Origin of the sequence: Shewanella sp. ECSMB14102 (genome assembly GCF_000813075.1) — a bacterium.
GTDB lineage: Bacteria > Pseudomonadota > Gammaproteobacteria > Enterobacterales > Shewanellaceae > Shewanella > Shewanella indica.
The window spans coordinates 57,655-76,334 of record NZ_JWGX01000009.1 but is presented as its reverse complement, the minus strand read 5'-3'; the positions used below and the strand labels follow the sequence as shown (position 1 = coordinate 76,334).

The window sequence follows — 18,680 nt, the reverse complement described above, 5'->3', positions numbered from 1 at the left end:
TCAATCACGCTCGCCGCAGGTGGTCTGTTGCTGTTGGCTCAGTCCATAGGAACCGCTATGGCAGCAGAGCCGGCTATGCCACCGCAGGCCGCGCTTTGTGGCAGTTGCCACGGCCCTCAGGGACAGGGCGTAGAGCCGTTGGGCCCAAGACTCGCCGGACTTTCCAGCCAATACATTCAACAACAAATCAAGCTGTTTCAGGCTGGAACCCGCCAAAACGCTACCATGACGCCCATGGCCATGACCCTGCAAGGGGATGAGGTTATCGGCCAGGTGGCGGATTACTTCGCGGCCCAGAGCGTCGCTGAAGTCAAACCCCAGCTCAGAGGTGAGCAGGTGGTATTTGCCGATCCGACCGAAAAACTGGTGTACCAGGGCGACTGGACCCGGAACCTACCCGCTTGTGTGACTTGTCATGGCCCTTCCGGCCTGGGTGGTGGCACTTTCCCCAGGCTTGCCGGTCAGCAAGCCAGTTATATCAAGACTCAACTGCAAGCCTGGCAGGATGGCAGCCGTAAAGGCGATGTCGATGGCATGATGGAGCATGTTGCCAAACAGCTCAACAGCGCCGAAATCGATGCTATTGCCAGCTATTTTGCCAATCTCAAGTAAGGACGCAGCATGAAAAAATCTACTCTGTTTATCATGGGTGCTGTGGCCGCAATGACAGCTCAGGCCCAGGCCGAGAATCTGCCCGATCGCCAGGCGCAACTGCCATCATCACCTAAGGTACAAGGGCAGGAATATCTGATCCCCAGACCGCTGGATGCGATTCCGGCCGGTGCCTTTGGTGATAAGGTGCGCAAGGGCTATCAGCTGTTTGTCAATACTCAGCAACTGCGCGACAAATACGTCGGCAATGAGCTGAACTGCGTCAATTGCCATATGGATGCCGGCCGTAAGCCCAATGCTTCTCCTATCTGGGGCGCTTATTTCGCTTATCCTGCCTATCGGAAGAAGAACGATAAGGTCAACAGCTTCGAAGAGCGTATTCAGGGCTGTTTTACCTATTCAATGAATGGCAAGGCGCCAGAGAGCGGCAGCCCTGAGTTGGTGGCCCTGTCTGCCTATGCCTATTGGCTTGGGGTAGGTGGCTTGATGGATCAATACGGTGTCAAAGGCGAAGTGCCTGAACTGGCCGATGCTGAGCTTATCAAGGGCGGCAAACGGGAAGACTTCCCCATCCCTGAAGCCATTAAGCAGCAGTTGACGGTAGATCAACGCGCCAATCTGCCGGGCCGGGGTTATCCTTCAATACCCAAACCTGAATTGGCTTATGATCCGGCCCGCGGTGAGCAGGTTTATCAGGCCCATTGTCAGGCGTGTCATGGCGCCGATGGTCAGGGGCAAGCGATAGCCGGTGTGTATGCCTTGCCACCGCTTTGGGGACCGCAGAGTTTTAACTGGGGCGCCGGAATGCATAGGGTCAACACGGCTGCCTTCTTTATCCACGAGAATATGCCACTGGGCAAGAGTATGCAGCTGACCACTCAACAAGCTTGGGATGTAGCCGCTTATATCAACTCCCATGAACGTCCTCAGGATCCCCGCTTCAAAGGAAAGCTCGAGGAAACCCAAGGCAAGTATCACAAGCATGCCGGTTACTACGGTAAAGAGGTAAAGGGTACCTTGCTGGGCAAAGAGGCTTATCCCATCTTCCCCAAGAAGTCGTAAGGCAAGAGCCTTAATCTATTCGGCGCGCCATAGCAGGCGCGCTTTTTTTATTTGGTAGTACAGGGTTGGGAACTTGACTCTGTGGTTTTGGCCCGGGGGAGGTAATTGACTGACTGAAGCCATTAAAAAGTAAAAGGCCGATCTCAGGGGAGGACCGGCCTTGGATACTGATGGGCTCAAACGGAGATGAGCCTAAGCATCACGCTCTGCTCGGATGATCAGAGGTTGTTTTCCAGGTACTGGCGGATAGCTGTGTCGTTAAAGACACAGGCGTGGTTGCCGCCGAAACCGACTTCGAGAGCGAAAACGCCATCGCCGATACGCATATTCTTGGCTTCTTCGGCATTGTCGTTGATGTTCTTGATATGCAGAGTCTTGATCTGCGCAACAATCTCTTCCTTGGCGTCCTGGTCGTTGGCGAGTTCTTTAAACGCGGATTTGACACGATCCAGTGCATAGGTGGGCACGTACATGATCTCTTTGGCGCTGTCGAAACTGTCCCAGTCAAAGGTTACGTCCAGGTCGGCATCCAGAATGCTCTTCATGTCCTGTTTGAACTCAACCACATACTGCTCTTCGATAGAGCGCTTCCATTGTTTTTCTTGTAAACCCATTATTTCCTTCTCTATAAGTTGAGGAGAGCGCGTACTGGCTACTCAAGCAACCGATTTACGCCCCCAAATCATATCCCTTGGTTTGTTTCCAAGGAGGTAAACCGGGGCCAGTCTACCTATTTTGTGGCATGGGATCCATAGGGTTATAACCGAAAAATGCTTCCTTAAAAATAAATTAAAAACTCAGCTAATCAATGAGATTGGTTGTTTCTGTCCGGTGACAGGTTCTTTGTTCGTGATCAGAAACACTCGTTGGCAACTCTCTAGCGCTGATGACAAATCCTCGCTGTGATAGGGGCGGAAAGTCCCTGGGTTACTATGCTTAGCGTTATACTGAGGCGGTGGTCGCTGCGCCTTATCACCGACTTCTGGGGTTGAAATTCGGCATTGGCTTAAGCAGGGGGCGCAGCAGATGTGGGCCGCAGTTTGCTCCATTATGATGGGGAGTCTTGGCTATTGGCTGCAGCAATATCGGGGGAAATGCTTACTCTTTGTCAGGGTGATTACTTTCTTTGGCTTGGCAGTTCAGCTTCTGTCTATTGGCAAGCAGTGTACCTTGGGGCAAGATGAAATAGGCCGTATGCCGTTTTACTGTGAAAGCCCAGATTACAGGCCTGCCTGCTGTGTTGTGCTTCTTGCAAAGGACTATGACCATTTGCTGCGAACCACGCCTTGCATCCAGGCCCATAAGCCGACGCAGAGCACACATGGGACTTGTTCGCACCTTCCCTAATTAAGCTTGCCCGTTCAATCAGGATTACAAGGATTGTCATGACTCAGACTCACTATATTGCCCGTTGCCATTGTGGCGGGGTTCAGTTGGCGCTCACTTTTCCCGAAGGAGTGAACAATGTTCGCCGTTGTGATTGCTCCATGTGTCGCCGCCGTGGTGCGCCGGTAGCCTCTGTATCCTTGGCTAATCTCAAGCTGGTGAGCGGCGCAGAGCTCACCAGCTGTTATCAGTTCAATACCCATACCGCCAAACATTATTTCTGTAGTCGCTGCGGTATCTATACTCATCATCAAAGGCGCTCGAATCCACAGGAGTATGGCGTTAATCTGGGGTGCATTGACGAGTTGGATCCCTTTGCTTTCAAGGATGCTCCCGTGATGGATGGCATCAATCATCCTGCTGACAGGGAGGCTTCATGACCGAAAAGTCCGCCGCTCGTTGTCCTGTATGCCAACAAGCCAACCAATGCGCCATGGCGGCCGGTACCGATCCTGCGCTTTGCTGGTGCATGAAGGCCGACTTCAGTTACCTGGAACTGGCGCTGCGGGATATTCCCAAGCACAGTTGTATCTGCCGACACTGCTTAATCAATATAAAGAAAAATGCCGCTCACCATGAGTGAGCGGCATTTTTACCGAGTCTATTTAATCCGCAGGATCAGCTGCGGTCATCACGACGACGGGGCTTACGATCCGGACGACGCTCTCCTGAGTGCTTGCGAGGGCGACGAGCTGGACGCTGTTCACCTTCGAAGCTCTGGCTACCGGCTTCACGGATATTGATAGGCTTGCCACATACCCGAACTTTCTTCAGGTGCGCCAGTACGTCTTTAGGCATACCGGCAGGCAGATCGACTGTAGTCAGAGAGTCAAACAGTTGGATCTGGCCTATGTAACGGCTGTCGATACTGGCTTCGTTGGCGATGGCACCTACGATATTGCCCACACCCACGCCGTGCTCACGACCCACATCCAGCACGTAACGGCACATCTGCAGATCCGGGTTATCCTTCAGGGATTCGGCCTTGCCGAGATCGCCGGGAACCGGACGAGAGTCGCGACGACGCGAACCGCGATCTTCCCGTGAACCACGATCGTCGCGTGAGCTGCGATCATCACGGCTGTCACGCTGACGCTCCTGGATCGGAGGCAACTGCAGCGGACGCTCTTGCTGTACCTGTTGCAGCAGTGCGGCCGCCAGAATATCTGTGTCCACTTCCAACTGCTGACACAGCTGAGCCACAGCGCCTTTCATAAAGTCCAGCTCTTCGTTGGCTATGGTGGCAGCAACCTGTTCGCCAAGGCGAGACAGACGGCGCTCGGCCACAGTCTCAGGGCTTGGCACCTTCATCGGGGAAATACGACTGTTGGTGGCACGCTCAATGGTGCGCAGCATGCGCATCTCTCTGTGGGTCACAAACAGAATCGCCATCCCGGTACGACCGGCGCGGCCGGTACGACCGATACGGTGTACATAGGCTTCGGTATCGTAAGGGATGTCATAGTTGACCACGTGACCGATACGCTCAACGTCCAGACCACGGGCGGCAACGTCGGTGGCAATCAAAATGTCCAGCTTACCGGACTTGAGTTGATCCACGGCGCGCTCACGGGCCTGTTGGTTCATATCACCGTGCAGTGGTGATGAGGCGTAACCGCGGGCTTCCAGCTTCTCGGCCAGTTCCACACAAGAGTTACGGGTACGCACAAAAATGATGATACCTTCGGTGTTTTCCACTTCGAGCACACGTACCAGGGCTTCCAGCTTGTTGTGCTGGGACACCTGTACAAAGCGTTGCTCGATGGAGTCTACCGTGGTGTGGCTGGCGGCAATGCTGATGGTGGCAGGGTTGTTCAGGTGCTTGTTGGCAACCCGCTTGATCTGCTCAGGCATAGTGGCAGAGAACAGTGCCAGCTGACGCTCGGCCGGAGTATGATCCAAGATCCACTCGATATCGTCGATAAAGCCCATTTTCAGCATTTCATCGGCTTCATCAAGCACCAGAGCCTTGAGGCTGTCGAGCTTGAGGGTGCCACGGCGCATATGGTCCATGACCCGGCCTGGTGTACCAACGACTACCTGAGGGCCGCGACGCAGCGCCTGCAGTTGTTGGTGCATGCTTTGACCGCCATAGATAGGCAGTACATGGAAACCTTTCATGAATTTGGCATAGCTGGAGAAAGCTTCAGCTACCTGTACCGCCAGTTCGCGGGTTGGTGCCAGCACCAGAATTTGCGGTGCGTTGAGGTTATGATCTGTTGCATTAAGCAGAGGCAGAGCGAAGGCACCGGTTTTACCTGTACCTGTCTGTGCCTGGCCGAGAATATCTTGGCCCGCCATCAGGGGGGCGATACTCGCGGCTTGAATTGGGGTCGGGTTCTCGTAGCCGAGCTCATCTAGAGCACGCAGCAACGCCTCGGAGAGGCCGAGTTCTCGGAAAGTTTTTTCACTGGATGACATGGGTTGTAGCCTTGTGGACGCGTCTGGATGACGCAGAAAGTTTCACAGACAGAAAATCAACCCCGTGTCGATTTCCCGCACCGAAAACGCCAGATTATAACAGCGAAATCTGCTATTTTCCACGATTAAAGGTATTTTTATGGCAAATTTAAAGCAAATAGTAGGCCAACTATCGGTTTTGTAACTGTTCCGATGGCAGTCGCAGCAGCAGATCGGCTGCTTCGGCCACGGCGCCGATAAAAGGATAATCCAGTCTGTCGGGCGTGTCATCACGGGTATGGTACTGGGCGTGGGCAGGGACACCGAAGTAGAGCCAGGGAAGCCCCGCCCGGTGGAAAGGGTAATGATCCGAGGCCCTGAGCCAATCACTGCGCTGAACGCTGCGACCAATAGGGCGCGGATGACTGGGGCGAATGCACAGCCCTGTGCCCGCCATCAGATAGTCGCTGAAGTCATCATAGTGGCGGAAATAGCGGCTGCCTTCGAGGTAGATGGCATAAGGAAGCCCGGGCCTGCCTATCATATCCAGATTGACCGCCAGCGAGATGTGCTCGGCAAAACCGCTTTGCTGTAATGCGCTCACCAAGGCCTTGCTGCCATAGAGTCCCGGCTCTTCGGCGTCACTGGCAATAAACAGCAGGTTGTAGCGACCGGGCGCTTGTTTGACTCTTTGGGCGATGGCCAGTAAGGCTGCCACACCAGAGGCGTTGTCGTCGGCCCCCGGATAAAAGCCCGGGCCGCGATCGCCCAGATGATCATAGTGGGCAATCAGCAGGCGCCACTCAGTGGTCGGCCGGGCTGCCGGTAGCCAGCCCAGCAGGTTGATGCCCCGAGCGTCGGCAAAGCCATCGACATAGTTGAATGAGTGTTGAAAGCCGCTCAGAGTCTCGGCCAGGGGCGGAAATATCGAAGAGAGCGGCTGCAGGCCGATTTGTTCAAAGCGCTCTGTGAGATACTCGCGGCTGAGCGCAGCACCTTGGGTGCCGCTGCGCCGACCTTGCAGTCTGGGCGAGGCAAGTACTTCGACATCCTGTTGCAGCTGCTTTGTCTCGGCCCAGTTTAGTTGAATCTCAGCGCCGCAGCGTTCGGGCGAACTGCTGCAACCGGCAGCAAGCATCGGCAATATCAATAGGAGTGCCCACAGCGGCGGGTGAATAGAGAGTGTCATCGGCATCCTGCCTCCGGCAAGGGTAATCAACTCAAGCTATGTTGCAGTTTATACCATTCCCCGAGACAGGTTTGCCTGCTTATTTCGCGGCTTGTGCCACGCCGCCCTGATAGCTAGGCGGTAGGGTATTGCCGCCGTGGCTGGCCGAAGGCGTATCTGCCTTTGTTCTGCCCTTGAGCTTGAATACCTCAATACCCGACACCAAATGACGCTTGGCGCCTATGGTGACCAGCGTCGCCGGGGGCAGAGCACTGGGTTCCACAAGCGCCGTGCGGCCATCGGGCAGGGCGACTGTGGTGCCGTCCGGGCCGGAATGCACCACTTCACCCAAATAGCGTTTGCAGTTGCCTACCAAGGGGTCAAAAGCCGCCAGCAATAAACCCGCCATAAAGATAACCAGGGCCAATAACAGTAGTCTGTTGCCTGTCACAGTCACCTCACAGCATAGGCTTCAGGAAGCGGGCGGTATGGGACTCTGGATGCTCGGCCACCTGCTCCGGGGTGCCGGCCACCAGAATGGTGCCGCCACCCGAGCCACCTTCCGGCCCCAGATCCACTATCCAGTCGGCTGTTTTTATCACATCCAGATTGTGTTCAATCACCACTATGGTGTTGCCCTGGGACTTGAGTCTGTGCAGTACATCCAGCAGCAGCTGGATATCGGCAAAGTGCAGCCCTGTGGTGGGTTCATCCAGAATATAGAGGGTCTTGCCGGTATCCCGCTTCGACAGCTCTTTAGCCAGTTTGACCCGCTGAGCCTCGCCGCCGGAAAGGGTAGTGGCGCTCTGGCCCAAACGTATATAAGACAGACCGACATCCATCAGGGTTTGCAGTTTACGGGCAATGGCCGGCACCGCATCGAAGAACACACGGGCTTCCTCGACCGTCATCTGCAGCACTTCGTGAATGTTCTTGCCCTTGTACTTCACTTCCAGCGTTTCACGGTTGTAGCGCTTGCCTTTACAGACATCGCAAGGCACGTACACATCCGGCAGGAAGTGCATTTCTACTTTAATAAGGCCGTCACCCTGACAGGCCTCACAGCGGCCGCCCTTGACGTTGAAGGAGAAACGCCCCGGCTGATAGCCGCGGGTACGGGATTCCTGAGTCGCCGAAAACAGCTCGCGGATCGGGGTAAATATGCCGGTATAGGTGGCCGGGTTGGAGCGCGGCGTGCGGCCTATGGGGCTTTGATCTATATCTACCACCTTGTCGCACAGTTCCATGCCCTCGATACGCTCATAAGGCGCCGGCTCTTCGGCGGTGGCGCCGTTGAGCATGCGATGGGCAATCTTGAAGAAGGTGTCGTTGATCAGGGTGGACTTACCCGAGCCGGATACCCCGGTGACACAGGTCAGCAGCCCGACCGGGATCTCCAGATCTACCTGTTTGAGGTTGTTGCCGCTGGCACCGAATAGCTTGATCATCTTGCCGGGATCGCAGGGCACCCGACCTCCGGCTACGGTGATCTTTTTCTTGCCGGACATATATTGGCCGGTGACAGAGGCTTCACAGGCCATGATGGCGTTGATGTCACCGTCACAGATCACTTCACCGCCATGAACCCCGGCGCCGGGGCCGATATCGATAATATGATCCGCCATGCGGATGGCATCTTCATCGTGTTCGACCACAATCACAGTGTTGCCCAAGTCCCGCAGGTGAGTGAGGGTGTTGAGCAGGCGCTCGTTGTCGCGCTGATGCAAACCAATCGAAGGCTCATCGAGTACATACATCACCCCGACCAGACCGGCGCCGATTTGGCTGGCCAGGCGGATCCGCTGCGCCTCGCCACCTGAGAGGGTTTCTGCCGAACGAGATAAACTCAGGTAGTTTAGGCCGACATTGACCAAAAAGCCCAGGCGATCGCCCACTTCCTTGAGGATCTTCTCGGCTATCTGCGCCTTTTGCCCCTCAAAGCTCAGGGTGGCGAAGTAGTCGCTGGCCTCACCAATGGACCAGGTGGTCAATTCCGGCAGGTTGATATTGCCGATAAACACGTTGCGGGCCTCTTCGCGCAGGCGTGAGCCGCCACAACTGGAACAGGCCTGGTTGCTGATGTACTTGGCCAGCTCTTCACGCACCGAGTTGGACTCTGTCTCTCGGTAGCGTCTGTCCATGTTGTTGAGGATCCCCTCGAACGGATGGTTGCGAACCACTACATCGCCGCGATCGTTGATATAACGGAAGGCGACATTCTCTTTGCCTGAGCCGTAGAGCACTATTTGCTTCACCTTGGCGGGGAGGTCGCCAAAGGGAGTTTCCACATCGAAGCCGTAATGCTCGGCCAGTGAGGTGAGCATCTGGAAATAGTAGAAGTTGCGTCTGTCCCAGCCACGAATGGCACCGCCCGCCAACGACAGCTCATCGTTGGTGATCACCCGATCGGGATCGAAAAACTGCTGTACCCCGAGGCCGTCACAGGTCGGGCAGGCACCCGCGGGGTTGTTGAAGGAAAACAGCCTGGGTTCCAACTCGGCCATGGAGTAACCACAGTGAGGGCAGGCGAAGTTGGCGGAGAACAGCAACTCTTCATTGCTGCCTTCCTCCATGCTGGCCACAGTGGCCACGCCGCCGGACAGCTCCAGTGCGGTTTCGAAAGATTCCGCCAGCCGCTGCTGCAGATCCTCGCGCACCTTGAAGCGGTCAACCACCACATCGATATTGTGTTTTACATGCAGATCCAGCGCCGGTGGGTCGGAAAGATCGCACACCTCGCCATCGATACGGGCGCGAATATAGCCCTGGGCCGCCAGGTTCTCCAGTAATTTGACATGCTCACCCTTGCGGCCCTGCACTACGGGAGCCAACAGCATCAGGCGCTCGCCTTCGGGGCGTTCCAGCACCTTGTCTACCATCTGGCTGACGGTTTGTGCCGCCAGCGGCTGGCCGTGAACCGGACAACGGGGCTCGCCCACGCGGGCAAACAACAATCTGAGATAGTCGTAGATTTCGGTAATGGTTCCCACGGTAGAACGAGGGTTGTGGGAAGTGGACTTTTGTTCAATCGATATTGCCGGGCTCAGGCCTTCGATATGATCCACATCCGGTTTTTCCATCAGACTCAAAAATTGGCGGGCATAGGCCGATAGGGATTCCACATAGCGCCGCTGACCTTCGGCGTAGAGGGTATCGAAGGCGAGAGAAGATTTGCCCGAGCCAGATAAGCCTGTAATAACAATGAGTTTGTCTCGGGGAATGGTCAGATTGATGTTCTTGAGATTGTGGGTTCTGGCACCGCGGATGTCTATCTTGTCCATCAGTCTCTACTTTGGCTAATCACTGGAGAAAAAGAGCACAAGTATCACATATTTTGCCTTGTGCCGATAGCGGCGACGCATTTGTGCTACTGACACCATACTGTCAGTAGCAAGCCCTCAGCCGAGGGCTGAGGGCGACTTGGGTTTTTCTCTTTGAGCTGTTCAAAACCTTCGTGGTAACATGCGCTCCCTTAAAAAATTCTTAATCCAGGGCAAAAACTATGGCCAACGGTGGACTTTCCGGCACTGAAAGAAAAGTCGCGTTCTCATTAGCCAGTGTGTTTGGGCTGCGCATGATGGGCTTGTTTATGATCATGCCTGTCTTCGCGCTCTATGGACAAGATCTCAAAGGCTTCTCACCTCTGTGGGTGGGTATTGCTATCGGCGCCTATGGTCTGACTCAAGCGATACTGCAGATCCCCATGGGGATACTGTCAGACAGAATTGGCCGCAAACCGGTGATCCTCGGCGGCCTGTTGGTGTTTGCTCTTGGCAGTGTTTTGGCTGCTATGTCCGACAGCATCTACGGCGTTGTCGCCGGCCGCGCCTTGCAGGGCATGGGCGCCATTGCCGCTGCCGTGCTGGCATTGGCGGCGGATCTTACCCGGGATGAACAACGCACCAAGGTGATGGCCATCATAGGTATGTGCATAGGTTTCTCCTTTGCCTTATCGCTGTTGGTGGGGCCTGTGGTGGCGCAGCATCTTGGGCTATCGGGCTTGTTTGCCCTGACGGCGGGCCTGGCGTTGCTGGGAATGCTGATAGTGCAGTTGTTGGTGCCAAACCCTGTGGCTCATGCGCCCAAGGGCGATACCATGGCGGAACCGGGCAAGCTGAAAAATATGCTTAAAGATCCACAGCTATTTCGCCTCGATGCCGGTATTTTTATTCTGCATTTGGTGCTGACGGCGGTATTCGTGGCATTGCCGCTGGACTTGGTCGATGCCGGTCTTGTTAAAGAAAAGCACTGGATGCTGTACTTCCCGGCCTTTGTCGGCGCCTTCTTTTTGATGGTGCCGCTGATCATCATTGGCGTGAAGCGCAATAATACCAAGGGGATGTTTCAGTTTGCTTTGGTGATCATGCTGGCATCTTTGCTGGCGATGGCGCTGTTTTCCCATAGTCTTTGGGTGTTGGCGGTCGCCATAGTGGCCTTTTTTACCGGTTTTAATTACTTGGAAGCCTCGCTGCCCAGCCTGATCGCCAAGTTTTGTCCCGTGGGGGCCAAAGGTTCGGCCATGGGGGTGTATTCTACCAGTCAGTTTCTCGGCGCCTTCTGTGGCGGTTTGCTCGGTGGTGGCGCCTATCAAATCATGGGCGCTGCCGGAGTGTTTAGTGTGGCAGTGGTGCTGCTGATTATCTGGCTGGCATTGACCCTGGGAATGAAAAATCCTGTGCTGCTCAAGAGTTACACTCTAGAGGCTCAAGTGAGTGGTCGAGAGCAGGCGCAGAAGATGGCCGCTGAGCTTTCTCAATTGCCGGGGGTTGCCGAGGCCATAGTGGTTTTGGAAGAAAAAGTCGCTTACCTCAAGGTGAACGATCAATTCGATTTAAGACGAGCCAGAGCTGTGTTAGGCTCTGTCAATTAAGCTAAGTTTAAGTGAAAATCGCAGGAGATTTCGATGGCCAGTCGTGGTGTTAATAAGGTAATTCTGGTGGGCAATCTGGGGCAGGACCCAGAGGTGCGCTACATGCCAAACGGCAACGCCGTAGCGAATATCACAGTGGCCACCAGTGAGTCATGGAAAGACCAGCAGGGCCAACAGCAAGAGCGCACCGAGTGGCACAGGGTTGTCATGTTCGGCAAGCTGGCTGAAATTGCCGGTGAGTACCTGCGCAAAGGCTCGCAAGTGTATCTGGAAGGCAAGCTGCAGACCCGCAAGTGGAAAGATCAGAGCGGTCAGGATAAGTACACCACTGAAGTGGTTGTCGATATGGGCGGTACTATGCAGATGCTGGGTGGCCGTAACCAAAATCAAGGTGGTATGAGCCAGGGCGGCAACCAGGGCGGTATGAACCAAGGTGGTATGAACCAAAACCAAGGTGGTTACGGCGGTGGTCAGGCACAGTCTCAGTCCCAATACAATGCGCCACAGCAGTCCGGCGGCTATCAGCCCAAGCCTGCTCAGCAGCCACAGCAGCCACAGCAGCAGTACAACGCGCCGCAGCAGCAAAGTTATGGTCAGCAGCAGAACTCAGGTTATGCGCCCAAGCCACAGCAGCCTGCGCCACAACAGGCGGCTCCACAGCAGCGTCCGGCACCACAGCCTCAGCCACAACAGCAGAACTACACGCCGGATCTGGATGACGGCTGGGATGATGATATCCCATTCTGAGGTCTATTGGAGATAGGCACTTGTGCTTATATACCAGAAAAAGCCACTGCAACTGCAGTGGCTTTTTGCTTGGCGCCTCTCGAGCTATAGTCGCGGCTCTTTTGGTGGTAATAGCTTGAAGCTCGAAAGCGGGCCATTGCTTGTTTGGCTCCGTCTCCTTGAACCTGACCAGGCCTTTAGCAATATTATCGGCGTCATGGACGCTTAACTGAGATGCTTTCCTGATTAGGTACAGATGCGCTTTTGGTCTCAAGTCAGTGCCCGCTATGCCTGATTCGCCAATAGCGGCAGGATATTTTTGGTAAAAATTGACAATCTTTACATTTGTGAGTGGCTTATCTGTCGTTTAGTGTTTGATGGTTTTTTAGGCGGTGGGTCAATTTGACTTGATGACGGTTATTCTGCTCCCTCGGTTTGCTACTGCAGATAGTGTAAAGGTGTTACTGATGTAATACTTTGTTTTATCTGTTATATTCGTTCATTCAGTTATTTCCCCTTGTCTTAGTTGTCGGCTTTTTTAGCACTATCCTTTTCTTTTTCCCGTCGATTGAACCTCAGTTAATGGCTATTCATCCTGCCTTTTTCGTTAATGGGACAAAATTTACCTATATATTTGGACAAAATGTCTTTTGGTGTATTTTTTGTTCGTTTTGGCTTTATAAACTATTTTAAGTCTATTTGTTGGGTTTTAGTTCTGTATCTATATCATTTTATGGTTCAAGATGTCATAGCTATCTCTTTGTGATCCTGGTCTCGTGTCATTATTTGTTATCCTGAGTGTCTTTAAGGATAATCCTACATGAAGTGTGGTCTTTAATTTTACTGCACTCGGTAGGTCGCCGCCGAAAGGGGTGACCCCCATCAAAACTCATAACGACAAGAGTGTGAGGACGCTATGAACAGACGTCAGTTTTTCAAACTGTGCGCTGCCGGGGCGGCAACTTCAGCCATATCTGCGCTGGGGTTGTTGTCCGAGAAGGCTTATGCCGCAGTTCGGGAATTCAAACTACTCAGAGCTAAAGAGACCCGCAACAACTGCCCGTATTGCTCGGTGGGTTGTGGCTTGCTTATGTATAGCCAAGGCAGCGGTGGCAAAAACTCTGAACATGCCATTTTTCATATTGAAGGTGATGCCGATCATCCGGTAAACCGTGGGGCGCTCTGCCCTAAAGGCGCAGGCCTGGTGGACTATGTTAACAGTCCGCACCGTCTGCAGTACCCTGAGTATCGCGCTCCGGGTAGCAATGAATGGAAGCGTATCAGTTGGGGCGAAGCTTACAAGCGTATTGCCCGTTTGATGAAAGACGATCGTGATGCCAACCTGATTGAGAAGAACGCCGATGGCGTAACAGTCAACCGTTGGTTGACTACAGGGATGATGACCTCATCCGGTATGGCGAACGAGAGTGGTTTTGCGACTCAAAAGTTTGCTCGTTCTCTTGGCTTAGTCGCCATCGATACCATTGCACGTAACTGACACTCCCCAACGGTAGCAAGTCTTGCTCCAACATTTGGGCGCGGTGCCATGACCAACCACTGGATCGACATCAAGAACTCTAATGTAGTGATCATTATGGGCGGTAATGCTGCAGAAGCGCACCCTGTCGGTTTCGGCTGGGTCACGGAAGCTATGCAACATAACAATGCCAAATTGATTGTGGTTGACCCTCGTTTCAACCGTAGTGCTGCTTTGGCCGATCACTATGCTCCTATCCGCTCAGGCACAGACATTGCGTTCTTGCTGGGTGTGATCCGCTATCTGATCTCCACCAACCAGATCAACTTCGACTATGTGAAGGCCTATACCAACGCCAGCTATCTGGTGCGGGAAGACTTTGAATTCCACGAAGGTCTGTTCTCAGGTTTTGATGAAGAGAAGGGCGACTACGATAAAGAATCCTGGTTCTATCAACTCGACGAAAACGGCTATGCCAAGGTGGATGAATCCCTTGAGCACCCTCGTTGTGTGTGGAACCTGCTGAAACAGCACGTAGAACGTTACGACTTTGCCACTGTCAGCAACATCACAGGGACACCGGTAGACGACTACCAAGTGGTCTGTGAGGCGATTGGCAGCACTTACACCAAAGACAGGGCGGCGACCTTTATGTATGCCCTGGGCTGGACTCACCACAGTAAGGGTGCGCAGAACATTCGTACCATGGCGATGGTGCAGTTGCTGTTGGGTAACATTGGCCAGTTGGGTGGCGGGGTTAACGCCTTGCGTGGTCACGCCAACGTTCAGGGTTCTACCGATATGGGTCTGCTGTGTCAGAGCCTACCGGGCTACCTTAAGCTACCCAATGATAAAGACGTCAATCTGCAGACTTATCTGGATCACTATACGCCTAAGCCGTTGCGTCCGGGTCAGACCAACTATTGGCAAAACTATCCCAAGTTCTTTATCTCGCAAATGAAGGGCTTCTGGGGCAAGCATGCCACAGCTGAAAACGACTTTGGTTATGACTGGTTGCCTAAGTGGGATCAGATGTATGACTTTGGCCGCTATCTTGACATGATGTATCGCGGTCAGATCAACGGTTGTATTGTGCAGGGGGTTAACGCGATTAACTCTATGCCTAACCGCAACAAGAACCTCAAGGCGTTGAGCAAGCTCAAGTATTTGATTGTACTTGATAACTTGGCATCTGAAACCGCGACCTTCTGGCAACATGAGCCGGATTACAACGAAGTTGATACCGCCAGTATCCAAACGGAAGTGTTCCGTCTGCCCACAACCTGTTTTGCTGAGGAAGAAGGTTCCATCGTCAACTCGGGTCGCTGGATGCAGTGGCACTACAAGGGTGCCAATGCTCCCGGCGAATCCATGCCCGACTCTGAGATTGTGGCCGGCATTTTGCTGGAGATGAAAAAGCTGTATCGCGAAGAGGGCGGTAAACTGCCTGAGCCTGTGGAAGCGGTCAAGTGGGACTATGCCGATCCGCATAACCCAAGCTCGGTGGAGCTGACCAAAGAGTTGAACGGATACGATGTTAACACCGGCCGTCAACTGAGCAGCTTTAGTGAACTCAAGGACGATGGCAGCACCGCCTGTGCCTGTTGGATCTATGCCGGTTCCTGGACCGAGCAAGGCAACCAGATGGCACGCCGTGACAACCATGATCCATCCGGCAAGGGGATAACCCCGGGATGGGCATTTGCTTGGCCTGCCAACCGCCGGGTGCTCTACAACCGCGCCTCTTGTGATGTCAACGGTAAGCCTTGGGATCCAAAACGCACCATAGTCGAGTGGAAGGATGGCAAGTGGGAAGGCATAGACGTGCCTGACTTCAACGCCAAGCTCAATCCACAGGACAGCGCGCACCCATTCATCATGCAGGCAGAAGGTGTGGGCCGTTTGTTCGCCCTGAAGCTGCTGAAAGAAGGGCCGTTCCCTGAGCACTATGAGCCGGTGGAATCACCAATCGGGACCAACCCATTGCATCCTAAAGTGGTGCACAGCCCAGTGCTGCGTTGGTTTGAGGGTGTGAAAGAAACCATAGGCACCAAAGAGGAGTTCCCTTACGCCTGTACCACATACTCGCTCACTGAACACTTTAACTTCTGGACGACTCACTGCCGTTTGGCGGCGATCTCCATGCCAGAGACCTTTGTGGAAATGAACGAGCAGTTGGCAGCAGAAAAAGGCATCAAGAATGGTGATTTGGTGAAGGTGAGCTCCAAGCGTGGCCACATCTTTACCAAGGCTCTGGTGACCAAGCGTTTGCAGCCACTGCAAGTCAATGGTCAAACGGTACACACCCTGGGTATTCCACGTCACGGTAGTCATAACGCCCTCACCAAGAAGGCATATACCTGTAACGTGCTGACCACAGAGATGGGTGATGCCAACACGGGTGTTCCTGAGTACAAAGCGTTCCTGGTGAACGTTGAGAAGGCGGAGGTCTGATAATGGCAACACAAGATATTATTCGACGCTCAGGCACCTCAGCGGCAACGCCGGCATCGCAAACTCGGATTGGTGATATCAAGCAGGTAGCAAAACTGTTTGATGCGACTAAGTGTAACGGTTGTAAGGCCTGTCAGGTGGCGTGTTCCGAATGGAACGATCTGCGTGAAGAAGTGGGCAGTTTCGAGGGCAGTTATCAAAACCCGATGAAACTCTCCGGCCAGGTCTGGACCTTGATGGAGTACAACGAGGTGATGGACGAGCGCAACAAGTTGCGCTGGCAGTTCACTCACTCAGCTTGTATGCACTGCGCCGATCCTGCCTGTCTCAAGGCGTGTTCGACCGCAGGCGCCATTATCCAGCACGCCAACGGGGTAGTGGATTTCGATTCAGACAAGTGTGTTGGTTGCGGTTACTGCGCCAGTGCCTGTCCGTTCGATATCCCCAAAATCGACCCCAAGGATAACAAGGCCTACAAGTGCACCATGTGTTCCGACCGCTTGGCAGTCGGACTGGAGCCTTCTTGCGTCAAGACCTGTACCACAGGCGCACTGCGCTTCGGTACTCGTGAAGACATGTTGTTCTATGCCGACAAGCGGGTGGCCGAGCTCAAAGAGCGTGGCTTTGCCAAGGCTGGGTTGTACAACCCGGAAGGTGTGGGTGGCACAGCGATGATGATGATATTGCACGATGTCACTCAGCCCGAAAGCTACAACATGCCGGAAGATCCACAGATCCCACTGTCTGTCACTCTGTGGCAGGACTGGGTCAAGCCTCTGGGTACTGTGGGGATCCTGGCAACAGCTGCTGTGGCTTGTCTGCACAAGATCACCGTTGGTCGCAACATAGTCGAAGAGGATCAACCCGGTTATCAGCCGCCTGAGGAAGATCAGCAAGCGGCTCAGAAAGAGGAGGACGGCAAATGAGCAAGCATCACAAGCAAGAGATGATAGTGCGTCATAAGCTGTTTGACCGCATCTGCCACTGGTTCATTGTGGCGGCAGGTTTGGTCACCTTTCTGACCGGGTTTTCGTTCTTTTATCCTTCCTTCCAGTGGATGGGGGCTATTGCGGGCACGCCTCAATTGGCGCGCTTCGTTCACCCCATTGCCGGGTTGTTTATGTGTCTGCCGCTGATGTTGATGTTGGTGCGTTACTACCATCACAACAAGTGGGAGAAGAACGACCTGAAATGGATGCTGTCCATCAAGGATGTGATGTTTGAGAACGAGGACAAGATCCCGCCTATCGGCCATTACAACCCTGGGCAAAAGGTGCTGTTCCGTGCTTTCGTGGTGACCTCCATCGGACTGACGGTGACTGGTTTCATCATGTGGCAGCCCTATTTTGCACCTTATTTCTCAGCCACTACCATTGGCTGGGCGATTCTGGTGCACGCCATCTGTGCTCTCATCATGCTGATTTTCGTGATGGTGCACTTCTGGATGGCGACCTGGGTAGAAGGTTCGGTTGCGGGCATGCTTTACGGCAAGGTCTCCAAGGCCTGGTGCCGTAAGCACCACCCCAGAATGCTGGAAGAAGATTCGGAAGCGGAGAAACACTAAATGAGTCAAACAGCCGAGATACCCCTGGCCCCCGGCAGCGAGTCGCCGCTGGAGCTCAAACCACTGAAAGCCGCCGATCCTGTCAGCGTTTATCTGCGCAGAGCCAAGCGTCTGGAAGTGTTGGCCAAGGACTCGCCGCTGGCTGATTACCTGGAGCTGTGTCGCCGTTTGGTCGCCGTACAGGCCAAACTGGCGGCGGAGGAAGACTTCGGTCTTCCTCCCGCCTGGGACAAGTCCGAGGGGTTGCCCCTCGCAGACTTGGGTCCCAGTGCCGACAGCTATTGGCAGAGTTTGCTGCAGCAACTGCTCAGTGAACTCCTGCCTCAGGTGGATGAGTCGGTCGCCCGGGTGCTGCGTCTTTTGATGCAACAGGCCCCCGAGCAATTGAGTGCCTGGGGGCAGGCGCTGCGTCAGGGCAACCTGAGTGCAGTGCCCGCCAGGTTCAGTCTGTTTCTGTGGGCTGCCATGGGGCTTTATTGGTCTCACTGGGCGCCGGCAGTTATTCAGCGCATGGATCAGCGCCAGGTCAAACAGCAGAGCCTGTGTCCGGTTTGTGGCAGTCATCCGGTTGCCAGCGTGATAGTCGATGAACCCAGAGCCGGTTTGCGTTATCTGCATTGCAGCCTGTGTGAGAGCGAGTGGCACTTCATACGTGCCCATTGCACTTGCTGCGGGCATGACAAGGAGATGACCCTCTGGTCTTTGGACGACTATCAGGCCGAAGTTCGCATCGAAAGCTGCGAGGCCTGTCATGGTTATACCAAGATGATGTTCCTCGAAAAGTCGCCGCTGATGGATGTGGCCGCCGATGATTTGGCGACCCTGATGCTCGACAGTCAGCTCAACGAGAAAGGCTATGGTGCCACCACTGTCAATCCTTTGTTGCTGGCCCACGAGACGGAAGACAGCGAGTAACCAGCTAGTAAGAAAGCCGGGAGGGCTAAGGCCCTCCCTTTATTCA

The 18,680-nt window shown here is 54.2% G+C and carries 15 protein-coding genes; 10 read left to right on the top strand and 5 right to left on the bottom strand.

Annotated elements, in window-relative coordinates; all coding sequences use genetic code 11:
- Positions 1-57: 57 nt before the first annotated feature.
- Together RC73_RS04560 and RC73_RS04555 are read left to right on the top strand one after the other, a co-directional pair.
- Complete coding sequence (locus tag RC73_RS04560) at positions 58-612, top strand: c-type cytochrome (RefSeq protein WP_233962780.1); 555 nt, start codon at positions 58-60, stop codon at positions 610-612.
- A gap of 9 nt (positions 613-621) precedes the next feature.
- Positions 622-1,674, top strand: a complete 1,053-nt coding sequence (locus RC73_RS04555; RefSeq protein WP_039033531.1) for a c-type cytochrome — start codon at positions 622-624, stop codon at positions 1,672-1,674.
- 218 nt (positions 1,675-1,892) lie between these two features.
- Here RC73_RS04555 and RC73_RS04550 read toward each other — a convergent pair whose 3' ends face one another.
- Positions 1,893-2,288, bottom strand: coding sequence for a hypothetical protein (locus tag RC73_RS04550; RefSeq protein ID WP_039033530.1), 396 nt, complete (start codon positions 2,286-2,288; stop codon positions 1,893-1,895).
- 771 nt (positions 2,289-3,059) lie between these two features.
- On the opposite strand from RC73_RS04550, the gene RC73_RS04540 reads away from it, so the two are divergent.
- Together RC73_RS04540 and RC73_RS04535 are read left to right on the top strand one after the other, a co-directional pair.
- Complete coding sequence (locus RC73_RS04540; RefSeq protein WP_039033528.1) at positions 3,060-3,440, top strand: GFA family protein; 381 nt, start codon at positions 3,060-3,062, stop codon at positions 3,438-3,440.
- A complete protein-coding gene (locus RC73_RS04535; protein WP_039033527.1) occupies positions 3,437-3,643 on the top strand; it encodes a cysteine-rich CWC family protein in 207 nt (68 codons plus the stop codon). The genes RC73_RS04540 and RC73_RS04535 overlap by 4 nt, the downstream gene beginning before the upstream one ends.
- Positions 3,644-3,678: 35 nt before the next feature.
- On the opposite strand, the gene RC73_RS04530 is transcribed toward RC73_RS04535, so the two are convergent.
- From RC73_RS04530 to uvrA, 4 genes are all read right to left on the bottom strand, one after another.
- Positions 3,679-5,481, bottom strand: coding sequence for a DEAD/DEAH box helicase (locus RC73_RS04530; protein WP_039033526.1), 1,803 nt, complete (start codon positions 5,479-5,481; stop codon positions 3,679-3,681).
- A 169-nt stretch (positions 5,482-5,650) separates the two neighbouring features.
- A complete protein-coding gene (locus RC73_RS04525; RefSeq protein WP_235369965.1) occupies positions 5,651-6,655 on the bottom strand; it encodes a M28 family peptidase in 1,005 nt (334 codons plus the stop codon).
- A 73-nt stretch (positions 6,656-6,728) separates the two neighbouring features.
- Positions 6,729-7,079, bottom strand: coding sequence for a hypothetical protein (locus RC73_RS04520; protein WP_144361834.1), 351 nt, complete (start codon positions 7,077-7,079; stop codon positions 6,729-6,731).
- 7 nt (positions 7,080-7,086) lie between these two features.
- Positions 7,087-9,909, bottom strand: a complete 2,823-nt coding sequence (gene uvrA, locus RC73_RS04515; RefSeq protein ID WP_039033525.1) for an excinuclease ABC subunit UvrA — start codon at positions 9,907-9,909, stop codon at positions 7,087-7,089.
- Positions 9,910-10,130: 221 nt separating this feature from the next.
- On the opposite strand from uvrA, the gene RC73_RS04510 reads away from it, so the two are divergent.
- The 6 genes from RC73_RS04510 to fdhE all read left to right on the top strand — a co-directional run bounded on the left by RC73_RS04510 (position 10,131) and on the right by fdhE (position 18,634).
- A complete protein-coding gene (locus RC73_RS04510; protein WP_039033524.1) occupies positions 10,131-11,498 on the top strand; it encodes an MFS transporter in 1,368 nt (455 codons plus the stop codon).
- Positions 11,499-11,531: 33 nt separating this feature from the next.
- A complete protein-coding gene (gene ssb, locus RC73_RS04505; RefSeq protein WP_039033523.1) occupies positions 11,532-12,245 on the top strand; it encodes a single-stranded DNA-binding protein in 714 nt (237 codons plus the stop codon).
- Between the two features lie 895 nt (positions 12,246-13,140).
- Positions 13,141-16,155, top strand: a complete 3,015-nt coding sequence (gene fdnG / locus RC73_RS04495; protein ID WP_144361832.1) for a formate dehydrogenase-N subunit alpha — start codon at positions 13,141-13,143, stop codon at positions 16,153-16,155.
- Positions 16,156-16,157: 2 nt separating this feature from the next.
- Positions 16,158-17,081 carry a formate dehydrogenase subunit beta gene (gene fdxH, locus RC73_RS04490; RefSeq protein WP_039033520.1) on the top strand — a complete coding sequence of 308 codons (924 nt, stop codon included), beginning with the start codon at positions 16,158-16,160 and terminating at the stop codon, positions 17,079-17,081.
- Positions 17,078-17,719 carry a formate dehydrogenase subunit gamma gene (locus tag RC73_RS04485; protein WP_039033519.1) on the top strand — a complete coding sequence of 214 codons (642 nt, stop codon included), beginning with the start codon at positions 17,078-17,080 and terminating at the stop codon, positions 17,717-17,719. Before fdxH ends, RC73_RS04485 begins: the two co-directional genes overlap by 4 nt.
- Positions 17,720-18,634, top strand: a complete 915-nt coding sequence (gene fdhE, locus RC73_RS04480; RefSeq protein WP_039033518.1) for a formate dehydrogenase accessory protein FdhE — start codon at positions 17,720-17,722, stop codon at positions 18,632-18,634.
- Positions 18,635-18,680: the final 46 nt, after the last annotated feature.

What these genes read in the sequence shown, in the direction of transcription:
- RC73_RS04560 (WP_233962780.1), top strand. Translation starts at nt 58, where the DNA reads ATGGCAGCAGAGCCGGCTATGCCACCGCAGGCCGCGCTTTGTGGCAGT.
- RC73_RS04555 (WP_039033531.1), top strand. Translation starts at nt 622, where the DNA reads ATGAAAAAATCTACTCTGTTTATCATGGGTGCTGTGGCCGCAATGACA.
- RC73_RS04550 (WP_039033530.1), bottom strand. Translation starts at nt 2,288, where the DNA reads ATGGGTTTACAAGAAAAACAATGGAAGCGCTCTATCGAAGAGCAGTAT.
- RC73_RS04540 (WP_039033528.1), top strand. Translation starts at nt 3,060, where the DNA reads ATGACTCAGACTCACTATATTGCCCGTTGCCATTGTGGCGGGGTTCAG.
- RC73_RS04535 (WP_039033527.1), top strand. Translation starts at nt 3,437, where the DNA reads ATGACCGAAAAGTCCGCCGCTCGTTGTCCTGTATGCCAACAAGCCAAC.
- RC73_RS04530 (WP_039033526.1), bottom strand. Translation starts at nt 5,481, where the DNA reads ATGTCATCCAGTGAAAAAACTTTCCGAGAACTCGGCCTCTCCGAGGCG.
- RC73_RS04525 (WP_235369965.1), bottom strand. Translation starts at nt 6,655, where the DNA reads ATGCCGATGACACTCTCTATTCACCCGCCGCTGTGGGCACTCCTATTG.
- uvrA (WP_039033525.1), bottom strand. Translation starts at nt 9,909, where the DNA reads ATGGACAAGATAGACATCCGCGGTGCCAGAACCCACAATCTCAAGAAC.
- RC73_RS04510 (WP_039033524.1), top strand. Translation starts at nt 10,131, where the DNA reads ATGGCCAACGGTGGACTTTCCGGCACTGAAAGAAAAGTCGCGTTCTCA.
- ssb (WP_039033523.1), top strand. Translation starts at nt 11,532, where the DNA reads ATGGCCAGTCGTGGTGTTAATAAGGTAATTCTGGTGGGCAATCTGGGG.
- fdxH (WP_039033520.1), top strand. Translation starts at nt 16,158, where the DNA reads ATGGCAACACAAGATATTATTCGACGCTCAGGCACCTCAGCGGCAACG.
- RC73_RS04485 (WP_039033519.1), top strand. Translation starts at nt 17,078, where the DNA reads ATGAGCAAGCATCACAAGCAAGAGATGATAGTGCGTCATAAGCTGTTT.
- fdhE (WP_039033518.1), top strand. Translation starts at nt 17,720, where the DNA reads ATGAGTCAAACAGCCGAGATACCCCTGGCCCCCGGCAGCGAGTCGCCG.